Raw genomic sequence first — 22,671 nt, 5'->3', positions numbered from 1 at the left:
CTGGCATGACGGATGCACATCTACTGACGCCAGAATCTAAATACACCGACCACTTGCTCGTGTCAAAATAGAAGTGGCCAGTAATCGAACGGTGGGATATATGCCCCGTGCTCAATTTCGATTCAGACTTCCGGTGGACTTAGTCGAGTTCTCGACTGACCACCCCGACGAGGAGTTTCAGATACCCGCTGTCTTCCCCACGGGTGATGGACTCCGTGTCGCGTTTAAGGCACCAGTGGAGTACCGTCAGGCCGTTTTTCGCTCTTTCGATGATGCTCGGCTTACCTATGACGTACTCCACACCGACGATCAGTCCGTTCTAATCCAGTATAAGATGCCGCTTATTCCGCCACCAATTCGTGCCATCTTAGACTCTGGAAACCTTATCACACTGCAATTTCCGCTCACTCTCCAAAATGGATGGGTAAATTTTGAACTGACGACCTCACACGAGCGGCTGTCGCAGTTTAAAGCCGAGTTCGAGGACACTAGCTTCACGTATGAGGTCATATCAGTCACTCAATCGACCCAGCCAACCGATCTGTTAACCGACCGTCAACGGCGGTTCATGCTTGAGGCCCTTCAGTGCGGATACTACGATAGCCCACGCCAATGTACGCTCACCGATCTTGCAGCCGGGCTTGATGTCGGCAAATCGACGGCGAGCAGGGTGCTTCACAACGCCGAAGAGACGGTCGTCAAGGAGTTCTTCGCGGGGGCAATCGAATAGACCAATAGTTGTACATGGACGACCCACGGCTCACAACCGAAATCCGATGTTTAGGTACGCTGACTATTCTTCCGAATCCGACCGGCTTGGAACATTGGGTTCTTCGATCGGTGCTCATGTGGCTGGCTGTTGGCTGGAACATGTTGCACTGAATATCCATCCTCTGTGCTCCCGTACGTAGAGATATGGGCCCGAGACTAGAGCCAATCGAGAAGCCCGATGAACCCGAAATACAGTCCGCCTACCAGATGATGCGACAAGAGTTCGGCGCGGCACTGACTCCGATGAAGGTCGTGACCGCACGCATACCAGGGTCTCTGGGAGTTAACCGCAAGCTCCAGAAATTCCGTGAGAGGATTCAGCTTGATTCTGAACTCAAGCTCATGGTAGGGATGCTCACTTCGGAGATCAACGGGTGCGGCTTTTGTGTGGATCTCGCGCGGTCGGAGGCAGTCCGCGAGAACCTCGGGGTGGAGAAGTTTAACGCGCTCGCAGAGTATCAGACGAGTCCACTCTTCTCTGATCGGGAGCGCGCGGCGCTGGCGTATGCGGAAGAAGTCACACGCCAGAAGAACGTCGCTGACGCAACATTTGAAGAACTCCGCATACATTTCAACGAGCGAGAGATCGTCGAAATCACGTGGCTAAATGCGTTCCAAAACTACACTAACCTCGTTAATATTCCGCTTGAAATCGAGTCCGACGATTTGTGTGCGATTGTTCAGTCAGAGATACAGATAGAACATGATGATTGATTTCCCGATCATGACACTCGCAATGTCCACCGCATACATTGGAGTCAGTATCCTGACTATCATCGCTGTCGGCATCTCGGCGGCAGCCTTCTTTCGGCCCCCTGAGGCCATCCTCGAGTCCATGGCTGAAGTAGACGTGAAAGAATCATGGCTGCCTATGCTGGGCACCCTGAAAGCAGCGGGTGTGCTCGGATTGCTGATCGGCATCGGCGTACCAATGCCATCGATCGGGACGGCCGCCGCAGTCGGCCTCGTTGTGTACTTTGTCGGTGCCACCATCGCTCACATACGCGTTGGCGACTACTCAGTCAGTGGGCAGCATATGTTCCTCCTGTTGGCCGTAGCCACACTGGTGTTGGACTTGATTTCGTGAACTGCCCATGGAAGCAATAGTCGGCGACGTAGAGGTGCACGGGCAACAACTTTGGTTCCCGTACAGTTGACATCCCCAACGAAACTCATCGTCCCAAACATATTGGATCACATTACGTGATTGTACGGGTCACGCTTCCCATTGTCAGTCTGCCGAGTACCTAGTTTGACAAGATCATCCTCGAGTTGCCAACTTGTCGAATGTTCATAATAATTGGGTCAGTTCTCTGGCTTTACCCTACTCAGCTTCAAGCTGCTCCATAAGGCCGAGCGTATCGGACTGAGTCCAGGACTCGACTAGCTGTCCATCCTCGAACCGATTGATTCCGATAGCGGCCATTTCCACTTGTTCCCCATTTTCGTGGGTACCTGTCATCGTCCACCGAAGGGCAACTTTATTGTCTTCTTCGACCTCGTCGTCAATAGTTAACTCGAAGTCCGAGTAGCTTTCTTTCGTTATGCTCGCCAACGTCTTGTACAGTTCTGGCCCGCGCAGTTCATCAGCGATGTCGCGGTCGTGGATGACGTACTCTGGTCCGACGAGTTCGTCTGCAACATCCGGATCTTCTCCGTTCCATACTCCCTCAAAGAGCCGGTGAAGGGCGTCAATTTGTTCGCTCATACGATCTTGATTCCCAGTGGAACAATGTTATTAGCCATAAAATAACTAATCCGAGTGCGGCGAAAGTGATTGTTGTCAGGACCTGTTAAGACCGTCACAGTCGCAGTCTTCTGGTTCGGTATCGTCGTCCTCCGACGGGAATGCATCGAGGATTCCGTCGTCAGTCGCATTCTCAACGGCGGCCATATGTTTGCCGTAGGCGTTGCTAACGAGAGTGACAACTCTACCGGGGCTTAATTTCAAGGCTCTCGATTTTCTTCTCTGTGAGTCCCAGTGAGCTAGTCACGTTCATCATTGACCCGTGCTCGGATCTCGCCATCTGATTGCCATACATGCACCGTAGCATCGCAAACCTTGAACTCTACAGAAGGGGCAGACTCTTCCTGATGGTAAAACAGGCTATCGAGTGCCTCTGGGTCAACCACATCGTACAGTCGAAGGCCCGTTTCGTCGAGATCGATGTCGTCGTATTGTACTAATACCTCAAGAGCGACAGCGCTCGCTCGATTGGCACACAGACCGTCCAACGACTGTGAACTAGCTGTTACACTCATTGTTTCATCTACTCTTAGAACGTGGTTCCCATAAGAGTGTTGACCAAGTAACACAATGTTCCAAACAGACTATGATCGAATAGTTAGTCGACAACATGTTACCTAGTAAATATACATAAGAAACATACGTCAGATACGGAGTGGATAGTGAACGCTCATCCGACGGCCTAAGCAACCGATGGGTAGTAATCCAAAACGTATGAAATATTGTCCAGACTCAATATCTATTAGATCCTAACAGAGCGAGTCCATTGACTCGATTGATAAGTGATTCGGGTGCCAGCAGTCTTTTCCGAATCACGCACAACACTAGAAAGTGCACATGGCATCTGCGCTATTCGTTGTAAGCGAAGAGGGATATTGGGGCGAAGAATGCGTCGAGCCACTTACGACGCTCGACGAAGCTGGATTCGACATCACTGTTACGACACCATCCGGTTCGAAGCCAGTCATCGACGACACGTCGATTGATCCCGACAATCCGTTCGTTGGTTCTGAAACTGCTGAAAGGGTTGAGCAGGTCCACGAAACTGACGACCGACTCAATAATCCGATTCCGATCGCAGAAGCCACTGCCGAAGAGTACGATACGATCGTCTATCCAGGCGGACATGGGGTTGAATGGGACGTCAATCAGGATCACCATGCCCGTTCACTGCTTCGAGAAACGATCGAAGGAGAAAGTGGGAAAGCACTCGTGGTCTGCCATACGCTCGCCATCCTCGCCTTCGCGCGAGATAGCGAGGGACAACCACTTGCCAAGGGACGTGATGTTACTGGCTTCCCGAATGAGTGGGAAGCCGACCTCGTCGACGAAAACGATCGACTTCCTGACGGCAGGAAGCTTCCATATTGGGTTGAAGACGAAGTTGAGGCTGCTGGCGGTAACTGGGATGCAGAAGTTGACCAAGACGTGAGCGTTCGCGTCGATGGTGATCTTGTGACTGGGCGAGGTCCTCAGTCTTCCAGTGCCGCAGCCCAGACGCTCCTTGATGAACTCTAGATACCAGGCCAAAGGCGCATCATTCCGCGCCGTACCTGCAGCTGAATCACAACGCGAGGGTGAAGAGGGCTGTCGGTGTCTCGGGTGTATCGTCGGTCGCAGCATCCGCGCTTTCGGTGAGCATTCGCTGGTCGGTGATATCCGAAAACGTCAGTTGGCGTACCATGGATAAAAAGAGCTGAAGCGGTGGTTCGTTCGGCAGTTCTTCGCGACCCACACGAACACACGGCCAGCACGGGAAGTCACCATCTGACAACCAGGATCAGATTGGAAGGCGCTTCTTTTTCTGGATATCAATAGCCACTCGAAGGGTATATCGAGTCCACTTTTTCGTCCCTTGAGTATAGCTTAATACTGGTTGATCAAATGATCCGGTGAGATAGTATCTACCAGCGCCAGGAAGGTCATTTCCATAAATCTGGTACGTTGCACTAACAGATTCGCTAGCAGATAGTGATCGGGTGAGTGGACGACCCTCAACCGACATAGAACTCCTGTCTGAACTGATCTCTACCCGATTGCTCTCCGAATAGGCTTTTGAGTACATCTTTACTGAGGGTGACCGATTCGAGGACAGGGATTCGTCTAATGATAGAATGCCAAGCGGCCATATGCCGTAGTTCCGAATACGGAGGGTCTCCTTCGTTGTATTCGTAAGTGTGAATTTGAGCGCGGCTGGACCCTCGATTGTCGCAGCTGCATCAACGATTGAAGCAGAAAACGATAGCGGGCCAGAGGATGCTTGGACATTCGTATCCGCGACAGTGTACTCGGTATCTCCCAGACAGCCAGCAAGGGCCGCTAACGATGTGCTACTTGTGGCAGCAAGGAATGCACGTCTTCTCATTGGACTTCACCTCTCATGTCGACACGGGCATCAGTGAGTGAAACGAAAACGTCTTCCATCGATGCGTCATCGTCGCTCCCACTACGATCTCGAAGTTCAGAGAGTGATCCTTCGGCGATTAACTGACCGTCGTGAAGTATCCCAACACGGTCACAGACCAATTCGACCTGTCCAAGAACGTGGCTGGAGAAGAAGACAGTTGCACCGCGGTCGTTCTCCTCATGAACTATTTCACGCATTCGGCGGACACCATGTGGATCGAGACCGGTGAATGGTTCATCGAGGATGAGTAATTCCGGTTCACCAACGAGCGCCATCGCTAAGGCAAGTCGCTGTTGCATTCCTTGTGAGTATTTTTCAGCAGACGTATCGCCCGCATCTTTGAGCCCCACCCGTGCGAGGAGCGTTTCCGGATCGTCATTGACGGCTTTCGTCTCAGCGACGAGCTTGATGTGTCGACGTCCAGTCACGCCCTCATAGACACCAAATCGGTCAGGGAGGACGCCGATTCGGTCGTGGACTTCGACGACATCCTCACGAGGGTTTCGGTCAAGAACGCGAACCGTGCCTGTTGTTGGGCGAAGATAATCAAGGAGCATTCCAATCGTTGTGGATTTTCCCGCACCGTTCGCTCCAAGGAATCCATATATTTCCCCCTGCTCAACGCGTAAGTCAAGCCCATCAACTGCCAAGGTACCATCGTACCGCTTTGTCAACCCTTGTGTCTCGATTGTGGATGGGGAATTGCTCATAGTGCATCACCCCGGTTGAACAGTACCCGAGCAAGACTAAGCGGTAAAATGAGCCACGCTAAGAGGATCACAATACTCAGTGCGGGATGGAGATACCACGGTACTGTTCCAGGTTGGAACGTCGTATCGACCACATACGCATTGATCTGGGATGAGGGTTGAATTTGCATATAAACAAAGTGGAACAATTCTGCAGAGTTGCCGACCCCAAGAAGCCAATTTGTGAGGACGTTGTACGCGGCATCTGGAGTCAGTCGGAGAAGCAAGAAAAATGGACCGTCGGCAGGGGGATTGTATGGGCTGATTTGAACGCCCGTGAATGCTGAATAGAGATTCCGAACAATAGATTGCCATCCGAGTAGGATAAGAAAAACTCCGACTATCGAAGTGGCTGCTGTGACAGTCCGTTTCGTAACAGCAGAGATGGCGACAGCTATTGCAATGAAATCAGCCACGAGGATGAGGGTAGCGATGACGACACCAAGATACAGAAGCACGGAGAAAATGCCGTGTTCGATGATGCCGATGACAGCGAGCAAGAGGAACGAGACGAGTGTAATCGCTCCAACGCCTACGAATCGTCCGATGGTTTTCCCGAGAAGGATGTGTGTTCGTGTGAGCGGAAGTGCAAGGAGGAATTTGATGCTTCCACTGGTGCGTTCACTAACGAGTGACTGGTATCCGAGTAGCATCGTACCCAGGGGAAGAAGGAAACTCGCACCGATCTGGACATATCCAACGGTGATGTTCTGGTGAAGAGCGCCCCAACCTGCGTAGGTCGGACGAAAACCCCACAAAATGATGAGTGGAACCAGAAGCCACGCACCTTTTGATGTTATAATTGTTCTACATTCCTTTCGTGCAAGAGGGGACCACCGCATTACATTGATGATATCCTATGAAATTAATAGTCGTTTCGAAGTTGTTAGGTTAGTATGGAGTCGGTAGATGAGTCCCAGCAGGCAGGAGAAAGCGTGTAGGTAAAGGCAATTACTGAAGCGGTGGTTAGTTCGGCAGTTCCGTCCGTTCCGTTCTCACGCACGGCCAGCACGGGAACCCGTTGAGGCCCTCACAGTCGCAGTCCTTTGGTTCGTCTTCGTCGTCCTCGGAGAGAAGGCGTCAAATGTTCCGTCGTTGGTTGCGTTTTCGACGGCAGACCTGCTCCCACTGCAACGACTCGCCCGCTATGACGACGAGATACTCGCCTCCGTCACGAACCGCAAGCCCGACGAACTCGCGGGGAAAGTGTGGCGCGAATGTGATGAAGCGGGTCGCTATTCACTCTGGTCGAAGGGGAGTGGCGAGATTCGTGCCTATCTCGATGCGTCGGATCTCGCCGAGTGGATTCGACTGAAAGAATCCGGCGTGAGCAAGAAATACTCACAGGAACTCGCTCGCCAGACGATGGACGCGATGCACAAACTTTCGAAGAATCGACTCGGGAAAATCAAACGTCAACGATCAAAGGACGGCTTGAGTTACAAGGTGATTCGTCTCGTCCTGAAAACCGAGGGAGAGCTTCATGGTGAGGGGACGAAGGAGAATATAAACATGACTCCAACTACCTATGAAAGCGTCAGATAGTGGTGTAGTCGGTTCCAAATCGGCCCCGGAATAGTCCTGTATCTACTCGGTTCCCTCTTCGTCAGCTGCGGATCGGTATCGACTTTTTCTCGTTTACCACAGATTCGTACGTCTTTTCAGCCCATTCTAGACTTTCGGGTGTATCGTTGATGATAACACCGAGTAAATTTCCAGCTTGTCCATACATCATAACACTCATCCACGGCTGTGAGCCATCAGCAATGATCAAACCGAATGGAAGATCTGACATCGCTTGGTACAATTCGAATGTGCCAGCAATTTCGATGTCCGATAGTTTCTCAGTGAATTGTTCAGTAAGGTAATCAATTGCTAGTGTGTCCGAGACGATCTCGACGTGGAGAGTCCGATTGACAAGTTGACGATGGAAATGATCAATAATATAGGGTGAGACGACCGACAAGTACTGGTGGATAGTATCAGTATCGGCTAAGAGGGAGGTTAATTGCTGGAGTGGGGCATTTGGTGCGTGACCTTCTGAGATATGTATATCTGCATCAACAAGAATACTAGAGTTGAGTTCGTTGCCACATCTGTTCGATTCGAGAAGTGGACGAGCATCTGCAACGGATTCAATAGTAGAACACAGTTGTTTGTATGTCTGAAAGACGAGGTAGCCGTAAGTAGTTGGCACGTAGTTTCCGTCTTGTTCATAGGCGAAACCATGTTCTATTAGAGTATCTAGACCACGGTATATTGTCGACCTGGACTCTGGAAGCTGTTCTTTCATTTGAGATCTCTTGGATACACCTGCTACAAGTTGGTCGAACAAATGCTCTAATCGAGAGACGACGGACATGAGGGTTTCAATATCGTCTCTTTTTCCATCCATAATATTATAATTATTCTATATTAGTGCATTATAAATTTTATTGAATAGATTGTCTGCTCTCATTTTATGAATAAGTGTTGTCATTTTTGTGTGCAACAACTGAACAGCCGGTCAGATGGTACACCAACGGTCATCTTACAAACACCCTCTCAGTGAATACAAATATTAATCTATAATGCATTTACAAATTGGGTACAAAATGACCCAAGAAAAAAGAAATCGAACCAGAATTTCCATCCTCGCGGTCGTGGGGATGTGTCTTCTAGCAAGTGTAACAATCAGTACCGCCACGGCGGCAACGGCATCTACCCAGTCACAACCAGAGATTCCAGCGAACACATCCGCTGACACGGTGAATGTCGAAGTTGGTTCTGACTTCAACTGGACTGTACCAATGCGGCTACAAGATGCCTATGCCGATAAGTTCTCTGTGGGGGACGGAATCGCTACGCAGAGCGATGTCACAACACAAGCATCCGCTTTTGTCAGCGACAATGACGACGCGTATAAAAACGAAGACAGTGGTTACATTCATCTCGATTCTGATATTGGAGGGACGTGGAGTAACGGTTGGAAGGTCAAATATGTCGCTGATGGTACGGACTTCCTCAGTTGGCCTACTGGAGAGAATATCGAGTCCGTGACTCTTAGTTCAACTGCGACGGCAAATGGTATCGAACCGAACCTCGATCCCGGTGGAGGCTTCTTCGGCGTTAGCAATAATGTCGGTAAGTTTGATCGCACATGGGACACGAACACACTCTCCCAGCCCCGTGTCGCTCACGAATACGTCGACTTAACGGCCTCGTCCAGTTGGTCGCTAACCGGAGTTGCGATTGATACCACAGCCCAGCTCGATTACAGTTGGCGATCTGTGGAACTCGATACGGACATGAACGCAGCCCCATAAGCCAATCAAACTTTTTTAATATGAACCAACGAACGGTTGCCATACTCGCAGCGATTCTCGTCATCTTCGCAAGTATCACTGTCGGAGTGGTAATTACCCATAACGAACAGTCTACTCCGGCACCACCTCATCCTGATCCACTTGGTGTTGACACAATTTCACAAGGTACAGAACACTTCTCGACAACAAGTTCGCTTGTTCGTCGTTCAGCAACACCTACGGGAAGTTATCGCTTCCTCCAGACTGATGACCCGAGTTTGTATGCAACATATTACTTCGTCACTGCTATAAATCGAACTGGCTGGTCAATGACAAATCGAAATGAGACGCTTCAATGGCTCTCAGAGATTCGAATGGAATCGTATCAGTCGGCAGCAACACATTCGAATGCAACTCTGGCTGTTCTTGAAGACCGCTACTATGTAGCACAGACGATACAGACGCTTAATGGCGAAACCGGTTCGATAGAACGGCTCAGAGCAGATATTAATCGTTTTAGGCTTCCAGACGGCTCTTATTGTAGAGCTCGTACCACTAACGGCGATTGTACATCATCTAACGGAAGTGTCCTTGCGACATATTGGGCCGTATCAACGCTAGATACGGTTGGTGGCCTTAAGGATAAACAACGCACACAGACCATTAAATGGCTCACGTCGGAGTGGGACAAAATCGAACAGTTTGAGACAGTTGAGGAGGTCGGCCTTGGAAGTCGAATTGCGATGAGCCTTCGTCTCCTTGGAGCCAAAAATCGTTCACTAATGAACGGGGATCATCTGCAGAAGGCACTCGCTCACCATCAAGCACAGCTAAATATGGACCTTGAGAATAAAAGTCTCGATCTCGGTTATCTCGATGCATACTTAACTATCGCACAGATCACGGGTGTTGAAGACACCTCGTTCCGTAATCGTGTCGATGAATTGCTCATCAGCGAACAGAACAGTGACGGTGGATTTAGCGTTTATAGCCATCAGCGGTCAGATTCTATGGGGACTGCTCTCGGTCTACAGATACTCCAGAAAAAGCATCTGTCGGGAACTAATACTTCAAATATCACAAACTTTTTCGCGTACCATGCACTCCCTGGTGGGGGGTTCGCACCAGTGTCACAGTCTACTGAGAGTCTCCAAACGACGTACTACGCCGTATCGACCTTATCTGTTCTTGATGTTGATCCGCAGTACAGTGGTCCTCTCGCTGATAGACTTCAATCTGTTTATCAATCGATGAGCAACAGTGAAAAACCGGTGAACCTGAAAACTCTCTTTGTTATCGCCAAAATTGCCAAACGCAGTGATAGTCCACCTATTCCTTCCGATATCGTTGAGCGGAGTCTCGATGCAGTGTTTGCGCGTGATCTCGGTGCAATGTCTCTCAACCAACTCCACGCTGCTGTGGCTATTGGCCAAGAATATGGTTACGATATGCCGACTGCACACATAACTGAACGCGTCAAAAATACCATCAATCCTGACGGGAGTTATGGGTCACGTGGGTTGACTGTCTCAACGTATCATGGTGTTAAGATACTTCGATTGATGAACAGCTCTATACCGAATCGAGACCAAACTGTTGCACTGCTTCGGGCAGGAAGAGACGGTGGCGGTTACCGAATGCAGCAGAAATCACAGTTTGCCCCTGTCCCCGACGTTTACGCCACCTATCTATCGCTTGCAACACTTACTGCGCTTGATGCAAAACCAGAGAACGTCACAGCGGTGTCTACGTGGCTCGATAGTCTTCGAACAGATAGAGGTTCCTATAATCCATATCGGGTTACCGATAGCCGGGAGGCTGACCCACAGATGCAACATACCTATTGGGCAGTGAGAAGTTATGTATTCCTCGACCGAAACGAAAACCAGTCCATTAATAACAATTCAAAAAATAATTAAACCATGTCAGGTCAAACTGACCGGCTTATCGCCGTCCTCGTAATCCTCGTGGGCTTCCTCCTCGTTGCACAGGTATCAACGGTTCCAGCCAATTCTTTATTTGGTACACTTTCCTTTGGTGTCGCCGTTGTAGCAATTGCTTACGCCGCCCTTCAATTTAAGTATGCAAAGCAGTGAACGGTTTCTTGCATTCTGAAATCCCGACTGGCTATCCTTCAATCGAGTAGCGGCGGACTTAGAGTTCTAGCAATAAGGTGCCGTTGAAATCGTAGTCACCTTCCCCGACGAGCACCTCAGAATAGAGGTCCTGGAACAGAGAGAGTCGACGAACAGTCTTGCCTTCGTCAGTCCACAGTTCGGGACGAGTCGGAGAGCCGTGAAATCTGTTTGAGGTGGGATTCGAACTGCTACCAACTACATGGTCGAATGATGTGAGTAATTGTATCCGATCTAAGAATTAGTTTACATAATAATATCTAAAAATATTATATCAGGCGTCTCGTTAGTGACGTTGATGAGCCGGGGATACCGTTCTTCCTCCCGAATTCTTATGGGATTCGTATTCAGCAGTCGACTACTGTCTGTGCGTGAAGATCAATGCGCGATCGTCTTCGACGCCGACGCAGAGGTCGAGTTGCATTGAGAGGTTGAGGCTCGTCGGGTTCTGCTTGCAGACGACGAGGTCCTCGAATGGTTCGTCACATGCCGGGCACGGCACCGAAACCGTGTTCTGGTACGACTTGATCGACTGGTTCTCCTCTTGGGGTGTTAGTGACGACACCAGGGAGTTGAGGTCTACCTCGTCCATGCCCGTCGAAACGAAGTTCTCCCTCATAAACGCTCTGCAGGTTTGGATCGACCAGTTTGGGACCGAATCCTCACTCGGTCGGTTCGCCGTGCGCCACGCCACTACAAGGGAATGAGGTGGGAAGTCGACGCGAAGGGGCATGGAAAATACGCGCCCTGTATCTCACACCCCCACTGAAACCCATCAACGATTGTGAACTCCAATAAGGCCGTTCTCCGATAGTTAGTGGGCTTACGTCCAGTTAATGAAGAGAAAAATCAGCGTCAACTTATACTGATAGTTCGGCAGTTCTGTTCGTCCCGTTCGCACGCATGGCCAGCAGGGGAAGCCACCGAGACCGTCACAGTTGCAGTTGTCGGGTTCGGCGTCGTCGTCCCCTACGTTCCCGACGAACCGTAGTTACGTCTCCAATGTTCCGATGAGTGGTTTGTTAGGGTTCCATCGGGAATAACTCGCGAAAGGCATCGTTTTCCACGGCGTAACCGGTCGATAGGCAGATAGATAGACGACCCCGATAGACCTACAGTCTACTCTTCGTCGCCTCCCGTCCCTGCGACATAGCCGGTGACGTTCCCAAGATTCATGGCGATTGCCAGGGCGACGGCGATAACGAAGACTATAAATGACGAGATGGCGTTCATCTTCGGCGCGGTCCCATACTTGATCATCGAGAACATGGACGTGGTCAGGACGTTGAGCGTGCCCTTGACGAAATAAACACGAATGAAGTCCTCGAACGACCGAATCCACGCGAAGAGGAATCCCGCGCCGATGGCGGGTGCGACGATAGGCAGTGTGATGTCCTTGAACGTCGTGAGCGGGTCAGCCCCCAAGTCACGGGCCGCTTCTTCCAACGATTCGTCGAAGGTGTAGAGGCGAGCCGTTACCATCAGTACGACGAAGGGGAAGCCGTATACGCTATGGGTCAGGACGACGGTCCAGAACCCCGGAACGATGACGACACCGAACAACTGGGGCAACAGCGTCCGGAAGTAGATGAGAAGGGCGATACCGAGGACGATGCCGGGAACCACCATCGGGAGAATCCCGAACGAGCGGTACGTCTCTTTCAGGGGGAAGTCGTATCGTGCGAGCGCGAAGCTGGCGAGGACTCCGAATGCCGTTGCGATGGATGCTGCGAGCGTTGCGATTTGGACGCTGTGCCAGACCGAGAGCATCAATCCGGCATCAGCGAACGTCGCGACGTAGTGGGCGAGGGTAAAACCCTGAAACGGGAAGAATGTACTGGCATTGACCGCAAACGAGAGGAACATCATCACCGCTAACGGAATCCAGAGGAACACGAGCAGACCTGCCGCGATGGCGTAGAGGCCATATTTCAGGAGTTGGGACCGACGTTGGTGGTCGAAGACAGATAGTTGACCCGTTTCGACGTCGGTACCTGATTCGGTTCGGTTCTCGGTTCCCATCTCAGGCACCCCCTAGCTCCTCGATGCTGACGTAGCGGAACGCGAGCGCGAAGGCGACGACGATAGAGATGACGATGAACATCGACGCCGCGCTCCCGAATCCAATGGCGTACAGCGAGTTGATTCGCTCCTCGATGAGTTGTCCAACCATCAACACCTTCCCCTGGCCGAGGAAGCGTGGCGTGATGAACGCCCCGAGGCTGGGGACGAAGACGAACAGGCTCCCACTGATGATACCAGGCAGGGTCAAGGGTAAGATGACATCCCTGAGCGTTCCGAATCGACTCGCACCGAGGTCACGAGCGGCCTCCACGAGAGTAAAGTCGATGCCCTCCAGACTCGCATAGAGTGACAACAGCATGTACGGGAAGTAGGCGTGCGTGAGACCGACGACGATGGCTGGAACGCCGAAGTTGAAGAGCGACACGGGGCTACTCACGAGGCCGATCTTCAGCAGCGACCGATTGATCACACCGCTCGGCCCGAACATGAGATACCACGAGTAGGCGCGGACGAGATACATCGTGAAGAACGGAAGCAACACGAGGAAGATGACGACCTTGAACGTCCGTCCGCTTCGGCGTGCGAGCAGGTATGCGAGCGGAAATGCCAGCACGAGACACAGGACGGTCGTCACTGCCGCAATGAGGTACGACAGGAGCAACGACTGGAAAAACGACGTCGTCCAGAATGGTCCAGTTCCAGAGAAGAGGCTCCGATAGTTTTCCAGCGTTGGTTCCCAGACTATCTGGTAGGTCAGTGAATCGACGCTGACGAAACTGACCGCGACCATAAACGTCATCGGTGCGAGCAACAGCAAAAACAGCCAAATCAGTCCCGGTCCGGCGGTAATTCCGAGCTTACTTTCCCGAGACGTGAACGCGCCGACGAATCGTTCACGGACCGATGGCTCGTTGTGGCGAGAAGACCGAGAGGACATGGTTTATGAGACTTTGACCTCTTCCCACGCCTTGATCCACGCCTGCTCGTTCTCGACGGCCTTGAACGGGATGAAGTCCGATAATCGGTCGGGGTTGATCTTGCCGTAGAGCTCGTTTTGCCGCTTGGTCAGGAACTGCTGGGTCTTCGGATTGACGCTCGGCGAGTAGCCGACCTGTGCGAGCTTCGCCCCCTGCTTCGGCGAGAGGTACTGGTTGACGACCTGCCATGCTTTCGGCTTGTTTTTGGAAGCCTTGGAGACGACGGCAGATTCGAACCACGCGAGTGACCCTTCCTTCGGCGTCGCCATCTTCGGCCACTCGGTCCCGTTCGCTTGCATCTCGACGACTTCGTTGCGGCCCGACTGACCGACAATGAAATTCCCCTGTTTGAATGATTTAATGTACGTCGGATCGGCCGCAATATAGCCTTGGAGTAGCGGCTTCTGTTGTATCAGCGTCCGCTTGACCTTCTGTAACTGTTTTTCCGAGAGCGAGACTTTTTGCCCGTTGAACGGCTTCCGCATACCGAGATATAGCGCGGTGGCGCTCATCGCCTTGAAGTGGTTATCGTACATGACGATCTTTCCCTTCATATTCATCCCATCATACTTCTTGTTGAACAGAACATCGTACGACTGTTCGTGGTCGGGCGAGAGTTTTCGAGAGTCGTACGAATAGCCGTACCAGCCGAACCGAATCGGAACGCCGTAGAGGTTTCCGTTCTGCGTAAACTGGTTCTTCTGGAACTGCTGGAACTTGTCATAGATGGAGTTTTGATGCGTGATAGCATCGTTCGGCACGGGTGCCAGCAGGTCAGCACTCATCATCTTCGGTACGTAGTTGTTGTTCGGAATCGCGATGTCGTACTGCCTGTACTGGCCTGCGTTCCAGCTGGAGAACATCTTCGCCGACGAGGTGGATTTCGTGATGTTGAGCTTCACACCGACCTTCTTCTCGATGGTGTTCTTGATCGCTGGGTCGGCGTACTCCTCCCACGTTAAGATGTTGATCGTCGGCTTCTGTGCGGCTGCCGTACCAACCACGGGCACGCTTGCGATACTCGTTGCACCTACCGTCTCGAGGAATCTTCGTCGGGAACTGTTCGGCCGCGTTGTCTCATCTGTGCTATGTGTCATTTGGAATCATCCCACATAGTGGAGAGTTGACCAACGGCTATAATACTGGGAGTTCGTATATTGCGATTATTAACCCAATACGGATTGTAATGGCATGTTTATTATATCACATCATCAAAAGTTCCTCCTTCATTAAGGTAAATAGTTAATTTATGACTGTGGATAAATCTGATAACAGCTACTATTTTGTAGCTCGGTACGGTATCAAACCACATGGGTGGGAGGGGAGAGAGTCAGACAGAGATGCAAGGGGAAGCGCTGATAGACCTTTCAAACGTTCGCAAGGAGTTCGAAAGCGTGACCGCAGTCGACGGTGTCAGTTTCACTATCGAACGGGGGGAGTTCTTCTCGTTAGTTGGGCCGTCAGGCTGTGGAAAAACCACGACACTCCGGATGATAAGCGGTTTCGAGGCATCGACCGACGGGACGGTGTTCCTCGACGGTGTAGATATGACCGGTGTGCCGCCGGACGCCCGCGATACCAATCTCGTCTTCCAACATCTCTCTCTCTTCCCGCACATGACTGTTGGGGAGAACGTCGGGTATGGACTGAAAAAAGAGGGCGTGGACGCGAACGAACGCGACGAACGCGTTACTCGCTACCTCGAACTCGTGGATCTCGGCGGGTATAAAGAGCGCAATCCCGCCGAACTTTCGGGAGGTCAACAGCAGCGTGTCGCGCTCGCACGCGCACTCGTCAACGAGCCGAGCGTCCTCCTGTTGGATGAACCACTTTCGAGCCTCGACCGAAAGTTGCGTAAACAGATGCAAGTCGAGCTCCGGAAAATACACGAAAAGACACAGGGGGCGTTCTTCTACGTCACCCACGACCAGGAGGTCGCCATGACGCTTTCCGATAGAATGGCCGTAATGAACGAAGGACGAATCGAACAGATCGGAACCCCGGAAGACATCTATCGCAACCCAGCGAGTCCGTTCGTCGCGAACTTTATTGGCGACACGAATCTGTTCGAAGGGCGAGCGCGAACCGAGAATGGGGCGACGACCATCGACTTGGGAGATGGGAGTTTTTCGTTTCGATACGACGAGGAAATCTCTGATGGCTCGGTGATTGTTTCGATTCGCCCAGAGGACTTCTCCATAGCGAATACCGATGGTATGCTTGAAGGAACTATCGTCGAACGCTACTTCCAGGGCGACCAAACCAACTATACCGTCGAAGCTGATTCCGACTCACTTCCCGATGTACGCGTCGTCATACAGGGCCGGGACACTCCGGTATCGCGTGGCGAACGTGCCGCATTTGACGTTCAACCGCGAGCACCGGTCGTCTTCGAACAGGATGTTCCGGAGTCACGTTCGAGCCCATCGACTCCGACCAATTGACTGGAAAATCGGTGCGGCGGCTGATATTTTGTACTCTGCGAGTGGGGAGCCCCGTAATCGGCGCAGCGATAGAAAGAGATTCGGTTCAAATAGGAGTTAATTTGCCAATTCCGTTCATTGTCTGTTCCGGTCGGTTTGAACAACGTGGAAGCATCACACTTTGTTCGCGTTGGGGCTCAGTCGATAATTTCTTTCCCCCGCTCTCACGCACGGCCATCACGGGAAGCCATTGAGGCCGTCACAGTCGCAGTCGTCTGGTTCGGCATCGTTGTCGTCCTCAGACGGGAAGGCGTCGAGCGTCGCATTGGTAGTCTTTCCATATCCTTTCCCGCCGGTGACAATCGCGATTCTCTTAGAAGACCGATGACGCGTGGTCTGTTTATCAACTGTATGGGCAAGAAACTCCGCCACGTAATTGCTAAGTAGGAGACAACTCGACAGATATTGGACCCGCGAACAGCAGGACAACACCCACAAAGAAATAAGCCTATTTGCTACCCGTGTAAACGACTGTACACGAACTTCTGATCGGATGTTACGGGAGTATATATCCGGAAATTCCTATGAATTGTTCAGGACGCTCATTCAAGCAGTGGGGCTATTGCTATTGACGATGAATAGGGTACGCAGTTCAAAGAGCAGATGGCTATCCTAACATCATTTATTGTCGTAGCTGGTGCGATCGCTACAAGTCTAGCGATGGCGTGGGCATTAGGAGCGAGTAGTAATTCTCCCCCATTCGCACCCGCAGTCGGTGCAAATGCCCTCTCGACAATGCGCGCTGCATTTCTTCTAGGGCTACTTGCTGCTTTAGGAGCGATCACACAAGGTGGCAATATTTCGAAAACGGTGGGGGAAGGGCTGATAGCGGGCGCTCAATTAACACCGCTCGCGGCGATTGCAGGTCTACTGACAGCAGCAGGCTTTATTGCACTTGGAGTTCGAACAGGATATCCGATCCCAGCCGCGTTTGCAACGACGGCGTCGATCGTTGGCGCGGGTCTGGCCCTTGGTGGGGAGCCTGCATATGGAACCTATCGTGAAATTGCAACATTCTGGGCGGCAGTACCAGTGATGTCGATTACGATTGCTTATACAACGGGCTACTTGCTCCGTCGCACCAGTCTTTCCGAACAAATCACGCTCCCGATCCTCGGTGGGATCGTTGGTATCATCGTTGCGAATATGCCATCGGCCCTGATTCCTACCGCTGGTACTGCACAAGGAACCATCGCAAGTTACGTCGCTCACTCATTGGGGATGACTGGCCCGCCGATAATTGGAGCGTATAATTTTGTGATGGCGTCTACGAGTTTGATTCTGGGTCTATTCATAGCCGGGTTACTTCGACGATCACTCAATCGTTCTATCGACCGTGGCGTTCGGCTTTTTTTGATTGGTCTTGGGAGTTTAGTTGCCTTTTCGAGCGGTGGCAGTCAAGTTGGCTTAGCGACCGGTCCATTGGAACCTCTGTTTGAATCACAGCTGCAACTTCCAGGGACAATTTTGCTATCAATCGGAGCAATTGGGATTCTGTTGGGAGCATGGATGGGGTCACCCCGAATTCTCCAAGCGGTCGCACGTGATTACTCGTCGCTTGGTGTTCTACGATCAATCGCAGCGCTGATTCCGGCGTTTATCATCGCTCAAACCGCGATAATTCTCGGCTACCCGATCTCGTTCAACAATATTATCCTCTGGAGTATCATTGGAAGTGGCCTAACTGAAGGGACAGAAAGTATCTCCGTCCGAAAAACAATTTATACAGTCGCAATTTGGCTGCTCACGCTCTTTGGTGCAGGAGTCACGGGCTTTCTATTGTATCGAGCATTTGCTGTAGTTCTGTAAACGGAGTCAACTGTACTGATAATCAATTCGATCTATTGAGTGCGTCCATCTGCTCTTGATACCGCTTACGGACGGTCATTTGAGAAACGTTGGCGATATCGGCAATTTCACCTTGGGTGTATTCTTCCTGATAAAGAAGCGTAGCACCATAGATTGCTGCTGCGGCAACGCCAACGGGTGATCTACCCGAAAGTAGTCCCTGATTGATTGCGACGTCTATGATTTCATTAGCTTTCTCTTCGATCTCGTCAGAACAGCTGAGTTCTGAACATAAACGGGGAATATACTGATGTGGGTCTGTGGGTTCAATTTCGAGTCCAAGCTCCCATGCGATATACCGATATGCTCGTCCGATTTCCGTTCGATCTACACGCGACACGGCCGATACTTCTTCTAGACTACGAGGGATTTGTTCACTCCGACACGCTGCATATAAACAACTGGTTGCAACGCCTTCGATTGATCGACCTTTAATCAGATCTTCATTCAGTGCGTGGCGATAGAGCACGCAGGCAATTTCCCGAACCGAATGCGGGATGCCCAGTGCGCTTGCCATTCGGTTGATTTCTCCGAGCGCGAACTGGAGATTGCGCTCGTTTGCGTTTTTTGTTCGGATGCGCTCTTGCCACGTCCGTAGCCGGTTCATCTGTTTGCGTTTCTCGGCCGATAACGTGTGGCCAGATGCATCCTTATCTTTCCAGTCTATCGTCGTCGTTAGGCCCCTATCGTGCTTTGTGGGCGTTGTTGGTGCGCCAACACGAGCCTTCCGTTGGCGATCCTGATGGGTGAACGCTCGCCATTCTGGACCTTGGTCAATGGGGTGTTCCTCAACAACTAATCCACAGGTTTCACAAACGAGTTCTCTTCCATCGGCGATTGTAATTACCGTATTTGAGTTACACTCGGAACAGATTCGGGCACGGTTGTGTTTCTCGGTATTCTTTTTCATCTCGTCGTCGCGTTCGATTCGACGAGTAGGGTGTGACATACTCTAGCGCAGAGCAAGCCGACATGGTTAACGTCTGTGCCTGATATATCCACCAAACTATCCAAAAAACCGGGCTAAAAGATTGGCGGCAAAATCAGTAATCGCTGGAGCTGTAGGTCTGTATCCCTTCGAAGACATTGATTCAAAGAACTGAAGCGGGTAGTTAGTTCGGCAGTTCCTTTCGTCCCGTTCTTACGCACGGCCAGCAGGGGAACCCGTTGAGGCCATCGCAGTCGCAGTCTTCGGGGTCGGTCTCGTCGTCGTCCTCCGACGGGAAGGCGTCGCGCGTCCCGTCGTCAGTTGTGGTTTCGACGGCGACCATGTGCTTGCAGAATACGTTGCGGTGGACGTGATGCGGGCACGTGCAGGCCGTCAGTTCCTCAGTCGCGTCATCGATGGTGACGATGCACTGGTGGTTTGCGGAGTTCTCGTGGCTTTCGTTGGTGATTTCAACGAGTCCGGGGCATCGCGTCAAGGGAAATTGTTCGGCTTGTGCGCGTTTCTGTGCCGTCTCATCAGCTTCAAGGGCTGCGGATTGTTTACGGAAGACCGGTGCCACCTGAAGAGATTATCCCGCTTGACCACCGAAGACCGATATGCAGTGGTGTGATCAGCCAACGAGATCATCAGAGAGCGAGGGTGTAAGGGCCCGGAACCGAAGCTCGAAGGGAAGAGTGGCGTGACCGACGACCGCCTCCCGGCCGAATACCTCTCGCCACTCGCCGAGCTCGTCGACGAGGTACTTGCGGGCGTCGGCTACGAGGTGGCGGCTGCCACGGACGCTATCAACGACGCTGTGCCCGGCTACGGCGGTCTCTTCGACCCCGCGACCACCCCGGCCGAGTTGCGTCGCGCGCTCGAAAGCCTGCTGGACTCGGGTCTCACCCGGCCACCCGTCCCCGAGCCGACGAGCGACACACTCGTCCTCTACGTCGACGGTAGTTCACGCGGCAACCCCGGCCCTGCCGGTGCGGGTGCTGTCATCATGGACGCTGCGGAGGATCAACTCGCCCGTCTCGGCCGACCCGTCGGCTCCCAGACGGGGAACAACACCGCCGAGTACGTCGCCCTCCAGCTCGGGCTCTCCGAACTGTTGGTTCGCTACGAGCCACGCAGGCTGGAAGTGCGCATCGATTCTATGACGGTCATCCGAGACGTCTGGGGCGGCGATGACCCGACGGAACCGGGCGTCGAGACGTACAGCGAGGCCATCACGGTGGCACTGTCGAACATCCCGGAACACCAGTACACGCATCTAGCCGACAGCGACCCGAACCCCGCCGACGCACTGGCGACAGTGGGAGCCGATATCGCGGCCTTCGGACCTGGGTAGACGAAGATTTTTGTCTGTCTAGATGAACCTCAAAGCGAATGGCGAACGGGAGGCGCAAAGACGAATGGGAGGTGCCGCCAACAGGGTTCGTCGCCGAGGCGAACATCACCGAGCGCGACGCAGACGCGTTCCCCGAGGCTGGCTGGCCAGCGTGCTGGGAGGCCGCCGCCGACCTGTTAGAGTGGGACCGTCCATACGACGACGTGTTGGATGACGACGGGACGACGTGCTGGTTTCCCGGTGGGCGACTCAACGCGGCGTCCAACTGCGTGGACCGCCACGTAGCGGCCGATCGCGGTGACGAGACCGCGATTATCTGGGAAGGCAAACTCGAAGAGACTCGCACCTACACCTACCGGGAACTCTACGCAGAAGTGAACGCGTTCGCGGCCGCCCTGCGTGACCTGGGTGTCGGCGAAGACGACGTCGTCACTATCTATCTACCCATGGTGCCGGAACTCCCGATAGCGATGCTGGCATGTGCGCGCATCGGTGCACCGCACAGTGTTGTGTTCGCGGGGTTCTCCGCGGACGCACTTGCTACACGCATGAGCGGTGCGGACTCGGAATATCTCGTCACCTGCGACGGCTACTATCGCCGTGGCACCGCACTGGACTTGAAGCACATGGCCGACAACGCCTGTCTCTCCGTCGAACAGTCGGTCGAGCGAGTCATCGTCAACCGTCTTCACGACGATATCCCGGCTGGCGACCACCACGCCTTCGACGATCTCGTGGCCGACCATGCGGGGACCGAAATCGCCCCTGTCGAGCGCGACGTAGACGACCTCCTCTTTCTTATCTATACGTCCGGCACGACCGGCGAACCGACGCTGGTGCGGCATACGACCGGCGGGTATCTCGCGCACGTGGCGTGGACGAGTCACGCCGTGTTCGACCTCACGCCGGATGACGTTCACTGGTGTTCCGCTGACGTGGGGTGGATTACGGGCCACTCCTACACGGTCTACGGCCCGCTTTCGATTGGCGCGACGACCGTCCTGTACGAGGGGACGCCGGACCATCCGGAGAAAGACCGCCTTTGGGAGGTCATCGACCGCAACGATGTCAACGTCTTCTACACGGCACCGACCTCGATACGGGCGTTCATGAAGTGGGGCAGCGAGTACCCCGATAGACACGACCTCTCGTCGCTCCGTCTGCTCGGCAGTGTCGGCGAACCAATCGACGAGACGACGTGGCAGTGGTATCGTGAACACGTTGGCGGTGGCGAGTGTCCGGTTGTGGACACGTGGTGGCAGACCGAGACCGGCGGGGTTGTCCTCTCGACGCTCCCCGGTGTCGATTCGATGCATCCTGGTGCGGTCGGTCGGAGTCTCCCCGGTGTCGAGGCCGCAGTCGTGGACGGACTCGGTAAGCCGGTCGATTCGGGGTTGCCCGGAGAGCTCGTCCTGACGCGGCCGTGGCCGGGCATGGCGAAATCGCTCTGCGAGCAGACCGACTGGGGCGGTCGCCGAACGCGAACCGCGGATGGCGACTGGCAATACGAGACTGGCGACAAAGCGGTTCGTGACGGGGATGGCTACCTCCATCTGCGCGGACGGGCTGACGACGTGTTCAACGTCTCCGGTCACCGATTGAGCAGTACGGAAATCGAGTCGGCGATCGTCGGCGTCGAAGGTGTGGCCGAGGCGGCCGTCGTCGGTCGGTCGGACACCGTGAAAGGGATGGCAGTCCACGCATTCGTCAGTCCGGAGTCGAACGTCGCAGGCGACGACGCACTCAGAGACCAAATCGAGAGAGCGGTCGAGTCGGCGATTGGCGCTATCGCGGTCCCGCATACGGTCACGTTCGCGCCGTCGCTTCCGAAGACGCGGTCGGGGAAGGTTGTGCGGCGGTATCTCGAAGCAATCGCGAACGGCGAGGACCTCGGCGATACGAGTGCGCTCCGCAATCCGGAAATCGTCGGCGAACTCGAATCGCTCCTCGACCAGTAGCACTC

The 22,671-nt window shown here is 53.1% G+C and carries 23 protein-coding genes; 12 read left to right on the top strand and 11 right to left on the bottom strand.

Annotated elements, in window-relative coordinates:
- The first annotated feature begins 133 nt into the window (after window positions 1-133).
- The 3 genes from V5735_RS19450 to V5735_RS19440 all read left to right on the top strand — a co-directional run bounded on the left by V5735_RS19450 (window position 134) and on the right by V5735_RS19440 (window position 1,858).
- Window positions 134-730, top strand: a complete 597-nt coding sequence (locus tag V5735_RS19450; RefSeq protein ID WP_423746689.1) for a helix-turn-helix domain-containing protein — start codon at window positions 134-136, stop codon at window positions 728-730.
- A 185-nt stretch (window positions 731-915) separates the two neighbouring features.
- Entirely contained in the window at window positions 916-1,485 is a 570-nt protein-coding gene (locus V5735_RS19445) for a carboxymuconolactone decarboxylase family protein (RefSeq protein WP_423746688.1), read from the top strand.
- The gene (locus V5735_RS19440; protein WP_423746687.1) at window positions 1,478-1,858 is read left to right on the top strand and encodes a DoxX family protein; all 381 of its coding nucleotides are present in this window, start codon (window positions 1,478-1,480) and stop codon (window positions 1,856-1,858) included. Before V5735_RS19445 ends, V5735_RS19440 begins: the two co-directional genes overlap by 8 nt.
- A 237-nt stretch (window positions 1,859-2,095) precedes the next feature.
- Here the strand turns inward: V5735_RS19440 and V5735_RS19435 are convergent, their stop codons facing one another.
- Window positions 2,096-2,479: an ester cyclase gene (locus V5735_RS19435; RefSeq protein ID WP_423746686.1), complete on the bottom strand. Its 384-nt coding sequence runs from the start codon at window positions 2,477-2,479 to the stop codon at window positions 2,096-2,098.
- A 278-nt stretch (window positions 2,480-2,757) separates the two neighbouring features.
- Window positions 2,758-3,033: a HalOD1 output domain-containing protein gene (locus V5735_RS19430; RefSeq protein ID WP_423746684.1), complete on the bottom strand. Its 276-nt coding sequence runs from the start codon at window positions 3,031-3,033 to the stop codon at window positions 2,758-2,760.
- Window positions 3,034-3,355: 322 nt separating this feature from the next.
- Here V5735_RS19430 and V5735_RS19425 point away from each other — a divergent pair, with 322 nt between their 5' ends.
- Window positions 3,356-4,036, top strand: a complete 681-nt coding sequence (locus V5735_RS19425; RefSeq protein ID WP_423746683.1) for a type 1 glutamine amidotransferase domain-containing protein — start codon at window positions 3,356-3,358, stop codon at window positions 4,034-4,036.
- 843 nt (window positions 4,037-4,879) lie between these two features.
- Here the strand turns inward: V5735_RS19425 and V5735_RS19420 are convergent.
- Window positions 4,880-5,635 carry an ABC transporter ATP-binding protein gene (locus V5735_RS19420; RefSeq protein WP_423746682.1) on the bottom strand — a complete coding sequence of 252 codons (756 nt, stop codon included), beginning with the start codon at window positions 5,633-5,635 and terminating at the stop codon, window positions 4,880-4,882.
- On the bottom strand, window positions 5,632-6,516 hold the full coding sequence (locus V5735_RS19415; protein ID WP_423746681.1) for an ABC transporter permease: 885 nt from the start codon (window positions 6,514-6,516) through the stop codon (window positions 5,632-5,634). The genes V5735_RS19420 and V5735_RS19415 overlap by 4 nt, the downstream gene beginning before the upstream one ends.
- 253 nt (window positions 6,517-6,769) lie before the next feature.
- On the opposite strand from V5735_RS19415, the gene V5735_RS19410 reads away from it, so the two are divergent.
- Window positions 6,770-7,219: a hypothetical protein gene (locus tag V5735_RS19410; RefSeq protein ID WP_423746680.1), complete on the top strand. Its 450-nt coding sequence runs from the start codon at window positions 6,770-6,772 to the stop codon at window positions 7,217-7,219.
- A 61-nt stretch (window positions 7,220-7,280) separates the two neighbouring features.
- Here V5735_RS19410 and V5735_RS19405 read toward each other — a convergent pair whose 3' ends face one another.
- Window positions 7,281-8,069, bottom strand: a complete 789-nt coding sequence (locus tag V5735_RS19405) for a helix-turn-helix transcriptional regulator (RefSeq protein WP_423746679.1) — start codon at window positions 8,067-8,069, stop codon at window positions 7,281-7,283.
- A gap of 199 nt (window positions 8,070-8,268) precedes the next feature.
- Between V5735_RS19405 and V5735_RS19400 the strand changes: the two genes are divergently transcribed.
- The 3 genes from V5735_RS19400 to V5735_RS19390 are packed head-to-tail and all read left to right on the top strand — an operon-like array spanning window position 8,269 to window position 11,054.
- A complete protein-coding gene (locus V5735_RS19400) occupies window positions 8,269-8,979 on the top strand; it encodes a hypothetical protein (RefSeq protein WP_423746678.1) in 711 nt (236 codons plus the stop codon).
- 20 nt (window positions 8,980-8,999) lie between these two features.
- Complete coding sequence (locus tag V5735_RS19395; protein WP_423746677.1) at window positions 9,000-10,877, top strand: prenyltransferase/squalene oxidase repeat-containing protein; 1,878 nt, start codon at window positions 9,000-9,002, stop codon at window positions 10,875-10,877.
- Window positions 10,878-10,880: 3 nt separating this feature from the next.
- Window positions 10,881-11,054, top strand: coding sequence for a hypothetical protein (locus V5735_RS19390; RefSeq protein WP_423746676.1), 174 nt, complete (start codon window positions 10,881-10,883; stop codon window positions 11,052-11,054).
- A gap of 397 nt (window positions 11,055-11,451) precedes the next feature.
- On the opposite strand, the gene V5735_RS19385 is transcribed toward V5735_RS19390, so the two are convergent.
- The 4 genes from V5735_RS19385 to V5735_RS19370 form a co-directional block, all read right to left on the bottom strand.
- The gene (locus V5735_RS19385; RefSeq protein ID WP_423746675.1) at window positions 11,452-11,685 is read right to left on the bottom strand and encodes a DUF7385 family protein; all 234 of its coding nucleotides are present in this window, start codon (window positions 11,683-11,685) and stop codon (window positions 11,452-11,454) included.
- 527 nt (window positions 11,686-12,212) lie between these two features.
- Window positions 12,213-13,115, bottom strand: coding sequence for an ABC transporter permease (locus tag V5735_RS19380; RefSeq protein WP_423746674.1), 903 nt, complete (start codon window positions 13,113-13,115; stop codon window positions 12,213-12,215).
- Between the two features lies 1 nt (window position 13,116).
- On the bottom strand, window positions 13,117-14,055 hold the full coding sequence (locus tag V5735_RS19375) for an ABC transporter permease (RefSeq protein WP_423746673.1): 939 nt from the start codon (window positions 14,053-14,055) through the stop codon (window positions 13,117-13,119).
- A gap of 3 nt (window positions 14,056-14,058) precedes the next feature.
- The gene (locus V5735_RS19370) at window positions 14,059-15,105 is read right to left on the bottom strand and encodes an ABC transporter substrate-binding protein (protein ID WP_423746672.1); all 1,047 of its coding nucleotides are present in this window, start codon (window positions 15,103-15,105) and stop codon (window positions 14,059-14,061) included.
- Window positions 15,106-15,435: 330 nt separating this feature from the next.
- Between V5735_RS19370 and V5735_RS19365 the strand changes: the two genes are divergently transcribed.
- Window positions 15,436-16,539 (top strand): ABC transporter ATP-binding protein, encoded by a 1,104-nt coding sequence (locus V5735_RS19365; RefSeq protein WP_423746722.1) that lies wholly within the window; start codon window positions 15,436-15,438, stop codon window positions 16,537-16,539.
- A 642-nt stretch (window positions 16,540-17,181) separates the two neighbouring features.
- Entirely contained in the window at window positions 17,182-18,387 is a 1,206-nt protein-coding gene (locus V5735_RS19360; protein ID WP_423746671.1) for an anion permease, read from the top strand.
- A 22-nt stretch (window positions 18,388-18,409) separates the two neighbouring features.
- Here V5735_RS19360 and V5735_RS19355 read toward each other — a convergent pair whose 3' ends face one another.
- Complete coding sequence (locus V5735_RS19355; protein WP_423746670.1) at window positions 18,410-19,375, bottom strand: transcription initiation factor IIB; 966 nt, start codon at window positions 19,373-19,375, stop codon at window positions 18,410-18,412.
- 163 nt (window positions 19,376-19,538) lie between these two features.
- A complete protein-coding gene (locus V5735_RS19350; protein WP_423746669.1) occupies window positions 19,539-19,850 on the bottom strand; it encodes an SWIM zinc finger family protein in 312 nt (103 codons plus the stop codon).
- Window positions 19,851-20,054: 204 nt separating this feature from the next.
- On the opposite strand from V5735_RS19350, the gene V5735_RS19345 reads away from it, so the two are divergent.
- Both V5735_RS19345 and acs read left to right on the top strand, forming a co-directional pair.
- Window positions 20,055-20,708 (top strand): ribonuclease HI family protein, encoded by a 654-nt coding sequence (locus tag V5735_RS19345; protein WP_423746668.1) that lies wholly within the window; start codon window positions 20,055-20,057, stop codon window positions 20,706-20,708.
- Between the two features lie 38 nt (window positions 20,709-20,746).
- Window positions 20,747-22,666: an acetate--CoA ligase gene (gene acs / locus V5735_RS19340; RefSeq protein WP_423746667.1), complete on the top strand. Its 1,920-nt coding sequence runs from the start codon at window positions 20,747-20,749 to the stop codon at window positions 22,664-22,666.
- Window positions 22,667-22,671 lie beyond the last annotated feature (5 nt).

This window comes from Haladaptatus sp. SPP-AMP-3, from assembly GCF_049568665.1.
GTDB lineage: Archaea > Halobacteriota > Halobacteria > Halobacteriales > Haladaptataceae > Haladaptatus > Haladaptatus paucihalophilus.
The sequence above is the reverse complement of the archived record's forward strand: the minus strand, read 5'-3'. Positions and strand labels throughout refer to the sequence as shown.

What these genes read in the sequence shown, in the direction of transcription:
- V5735_RS19445 (WP_423746688.1), top strand. Translation starts at nt 916, where the DNA reads ATGGGCCCGAGACTAGAGCCAATCGAGAAGCCCGATGAACCCGAAATA.
- V5735_RS19440 (WP_423746687.1), top strand. Translation starts at nt 1,478, where the DNA reads ATGATTGATTTCCCGATCATGACACTCGCAATGTCCACCGCATACATT.
- V5735_RS19435 (WP_423746686.1), bottom strand. Translation starts at nt 2,479, where the DNA reads ATGAGCGAACAAATTGACGCCCTTCACCGGCTCTTTGAGGGAGTATGG.
- V5735_RS19430 (WP_423746684.1), bottom strand. Translation starts at nt 3,033, where the DNA reads ATGAGTGTAACAGCTAGTTCACAGTCGTTGGACGGTCTGTGTGCCAAT.
- V5735_RS19425 (WP_423746683.1), top strand. Translation starts at nt 3,356, where the DNA reads ATGGCATCTGCGCTATTCGTTGTAAGCGAAGAGGGATATTGGGGCGAA.
- V5735_RS19420 (WP_423746682.1), bottom strand. Translation starts at nt 5,635, where the DNA reads ATGAGCAATTCCCCATCCACAATCGAGACACAAGGGTTGACAAAGCGG.
- V5735_RS19415 (WP_423746681.1), bottom strand. Translation starts at nt 6,516, where the DNA reads ATGCGGTGGTCCCCTCTTGCACGAAAGGAATGTAGAACAATTATAACA.
- V5735_RS19405 (WP_423746679.1), bottom strand. Translation starts at nt 8,069, where the DNA reads ATGGATGGAAAAAGAGACGATATTGAAACCCTCATGTCCGTCGTCTCT.
- V5735_RS19400 (WP_423746678.1), top strand. Translation starts at nt 8,269, where the DNA reads ATGACCCAAGAAAAAAGAAATCGAACCAGAATTTCCATCCTCGCGGTC.
- V5735_RS19395 (WP_423746677.1), top strand. Translation starts at nt 9,000, where the DNA reads ATGAACCAACGAACGGTTGCCATACTCGCAGCGATTCTCGTCATCTTC.
- V5735_RS19390 (WP_423746676.1), top strand. Translation starts at nt 10,881, where the DNA reads ATGTCAGGTCAAACTGACCGGCTTATCGCCGTCCTCGTAATCCTCGTG.
- V5735_RS19385 (WP_423746675.1), bottom strand. Translation starts at nt 11,685, where the DNA reads ATGGACGAGGTAGACCTCAACTCCCTGGTGTCGTCACTAACACCCCAA.
- V5735_RS19380 (WP_423746674.1), bottom strand. Translation starts at nt 13,115, where the DNA reads ATGGGAACCGAGAACCGAACCGAATCAGGTACCGACGTCGAAACGGGT.
- V5735_RS19375 (WP_423746673.1), bottom strand. Translation starts at nt 14,055, where the DNA reads ATGTCCTCTCGGTCTTCTCGCCACAACGAGCCATCGGTCCGTGAACGA.
- V5735_RS19365 (WP_423746722.1), top strand. Translation starts at nt 15,436, where the DNA reads ATGCAAGGGGAAGCGCTGATAGACCTTTCAAACGTTCGCAAGGAGTTC.
- V5735_RS19360 (WP_423746671.1), top strand. Translation starts at nt 17,182, where the DNA reads ATGGCTATCCTAACATCATTTATTGTCGTAGCTGGTGCGATCGCTACA.
- V5735_RS19355 (WP_423746670.1), bottom strand. Translation starts at nt 19,375, where the DNA reads ATGTCACACCCTACTCGTCGAATCGAACGCGACGACGAGATGAAAAAG.
- acs (WP_423746667.1), top strand. Translation starts at nt 20,747, where the DNA reads ATGGCGAACGGGAGGCGCAAAGACGAATGGGAGGTGCCGCCAACAGGG.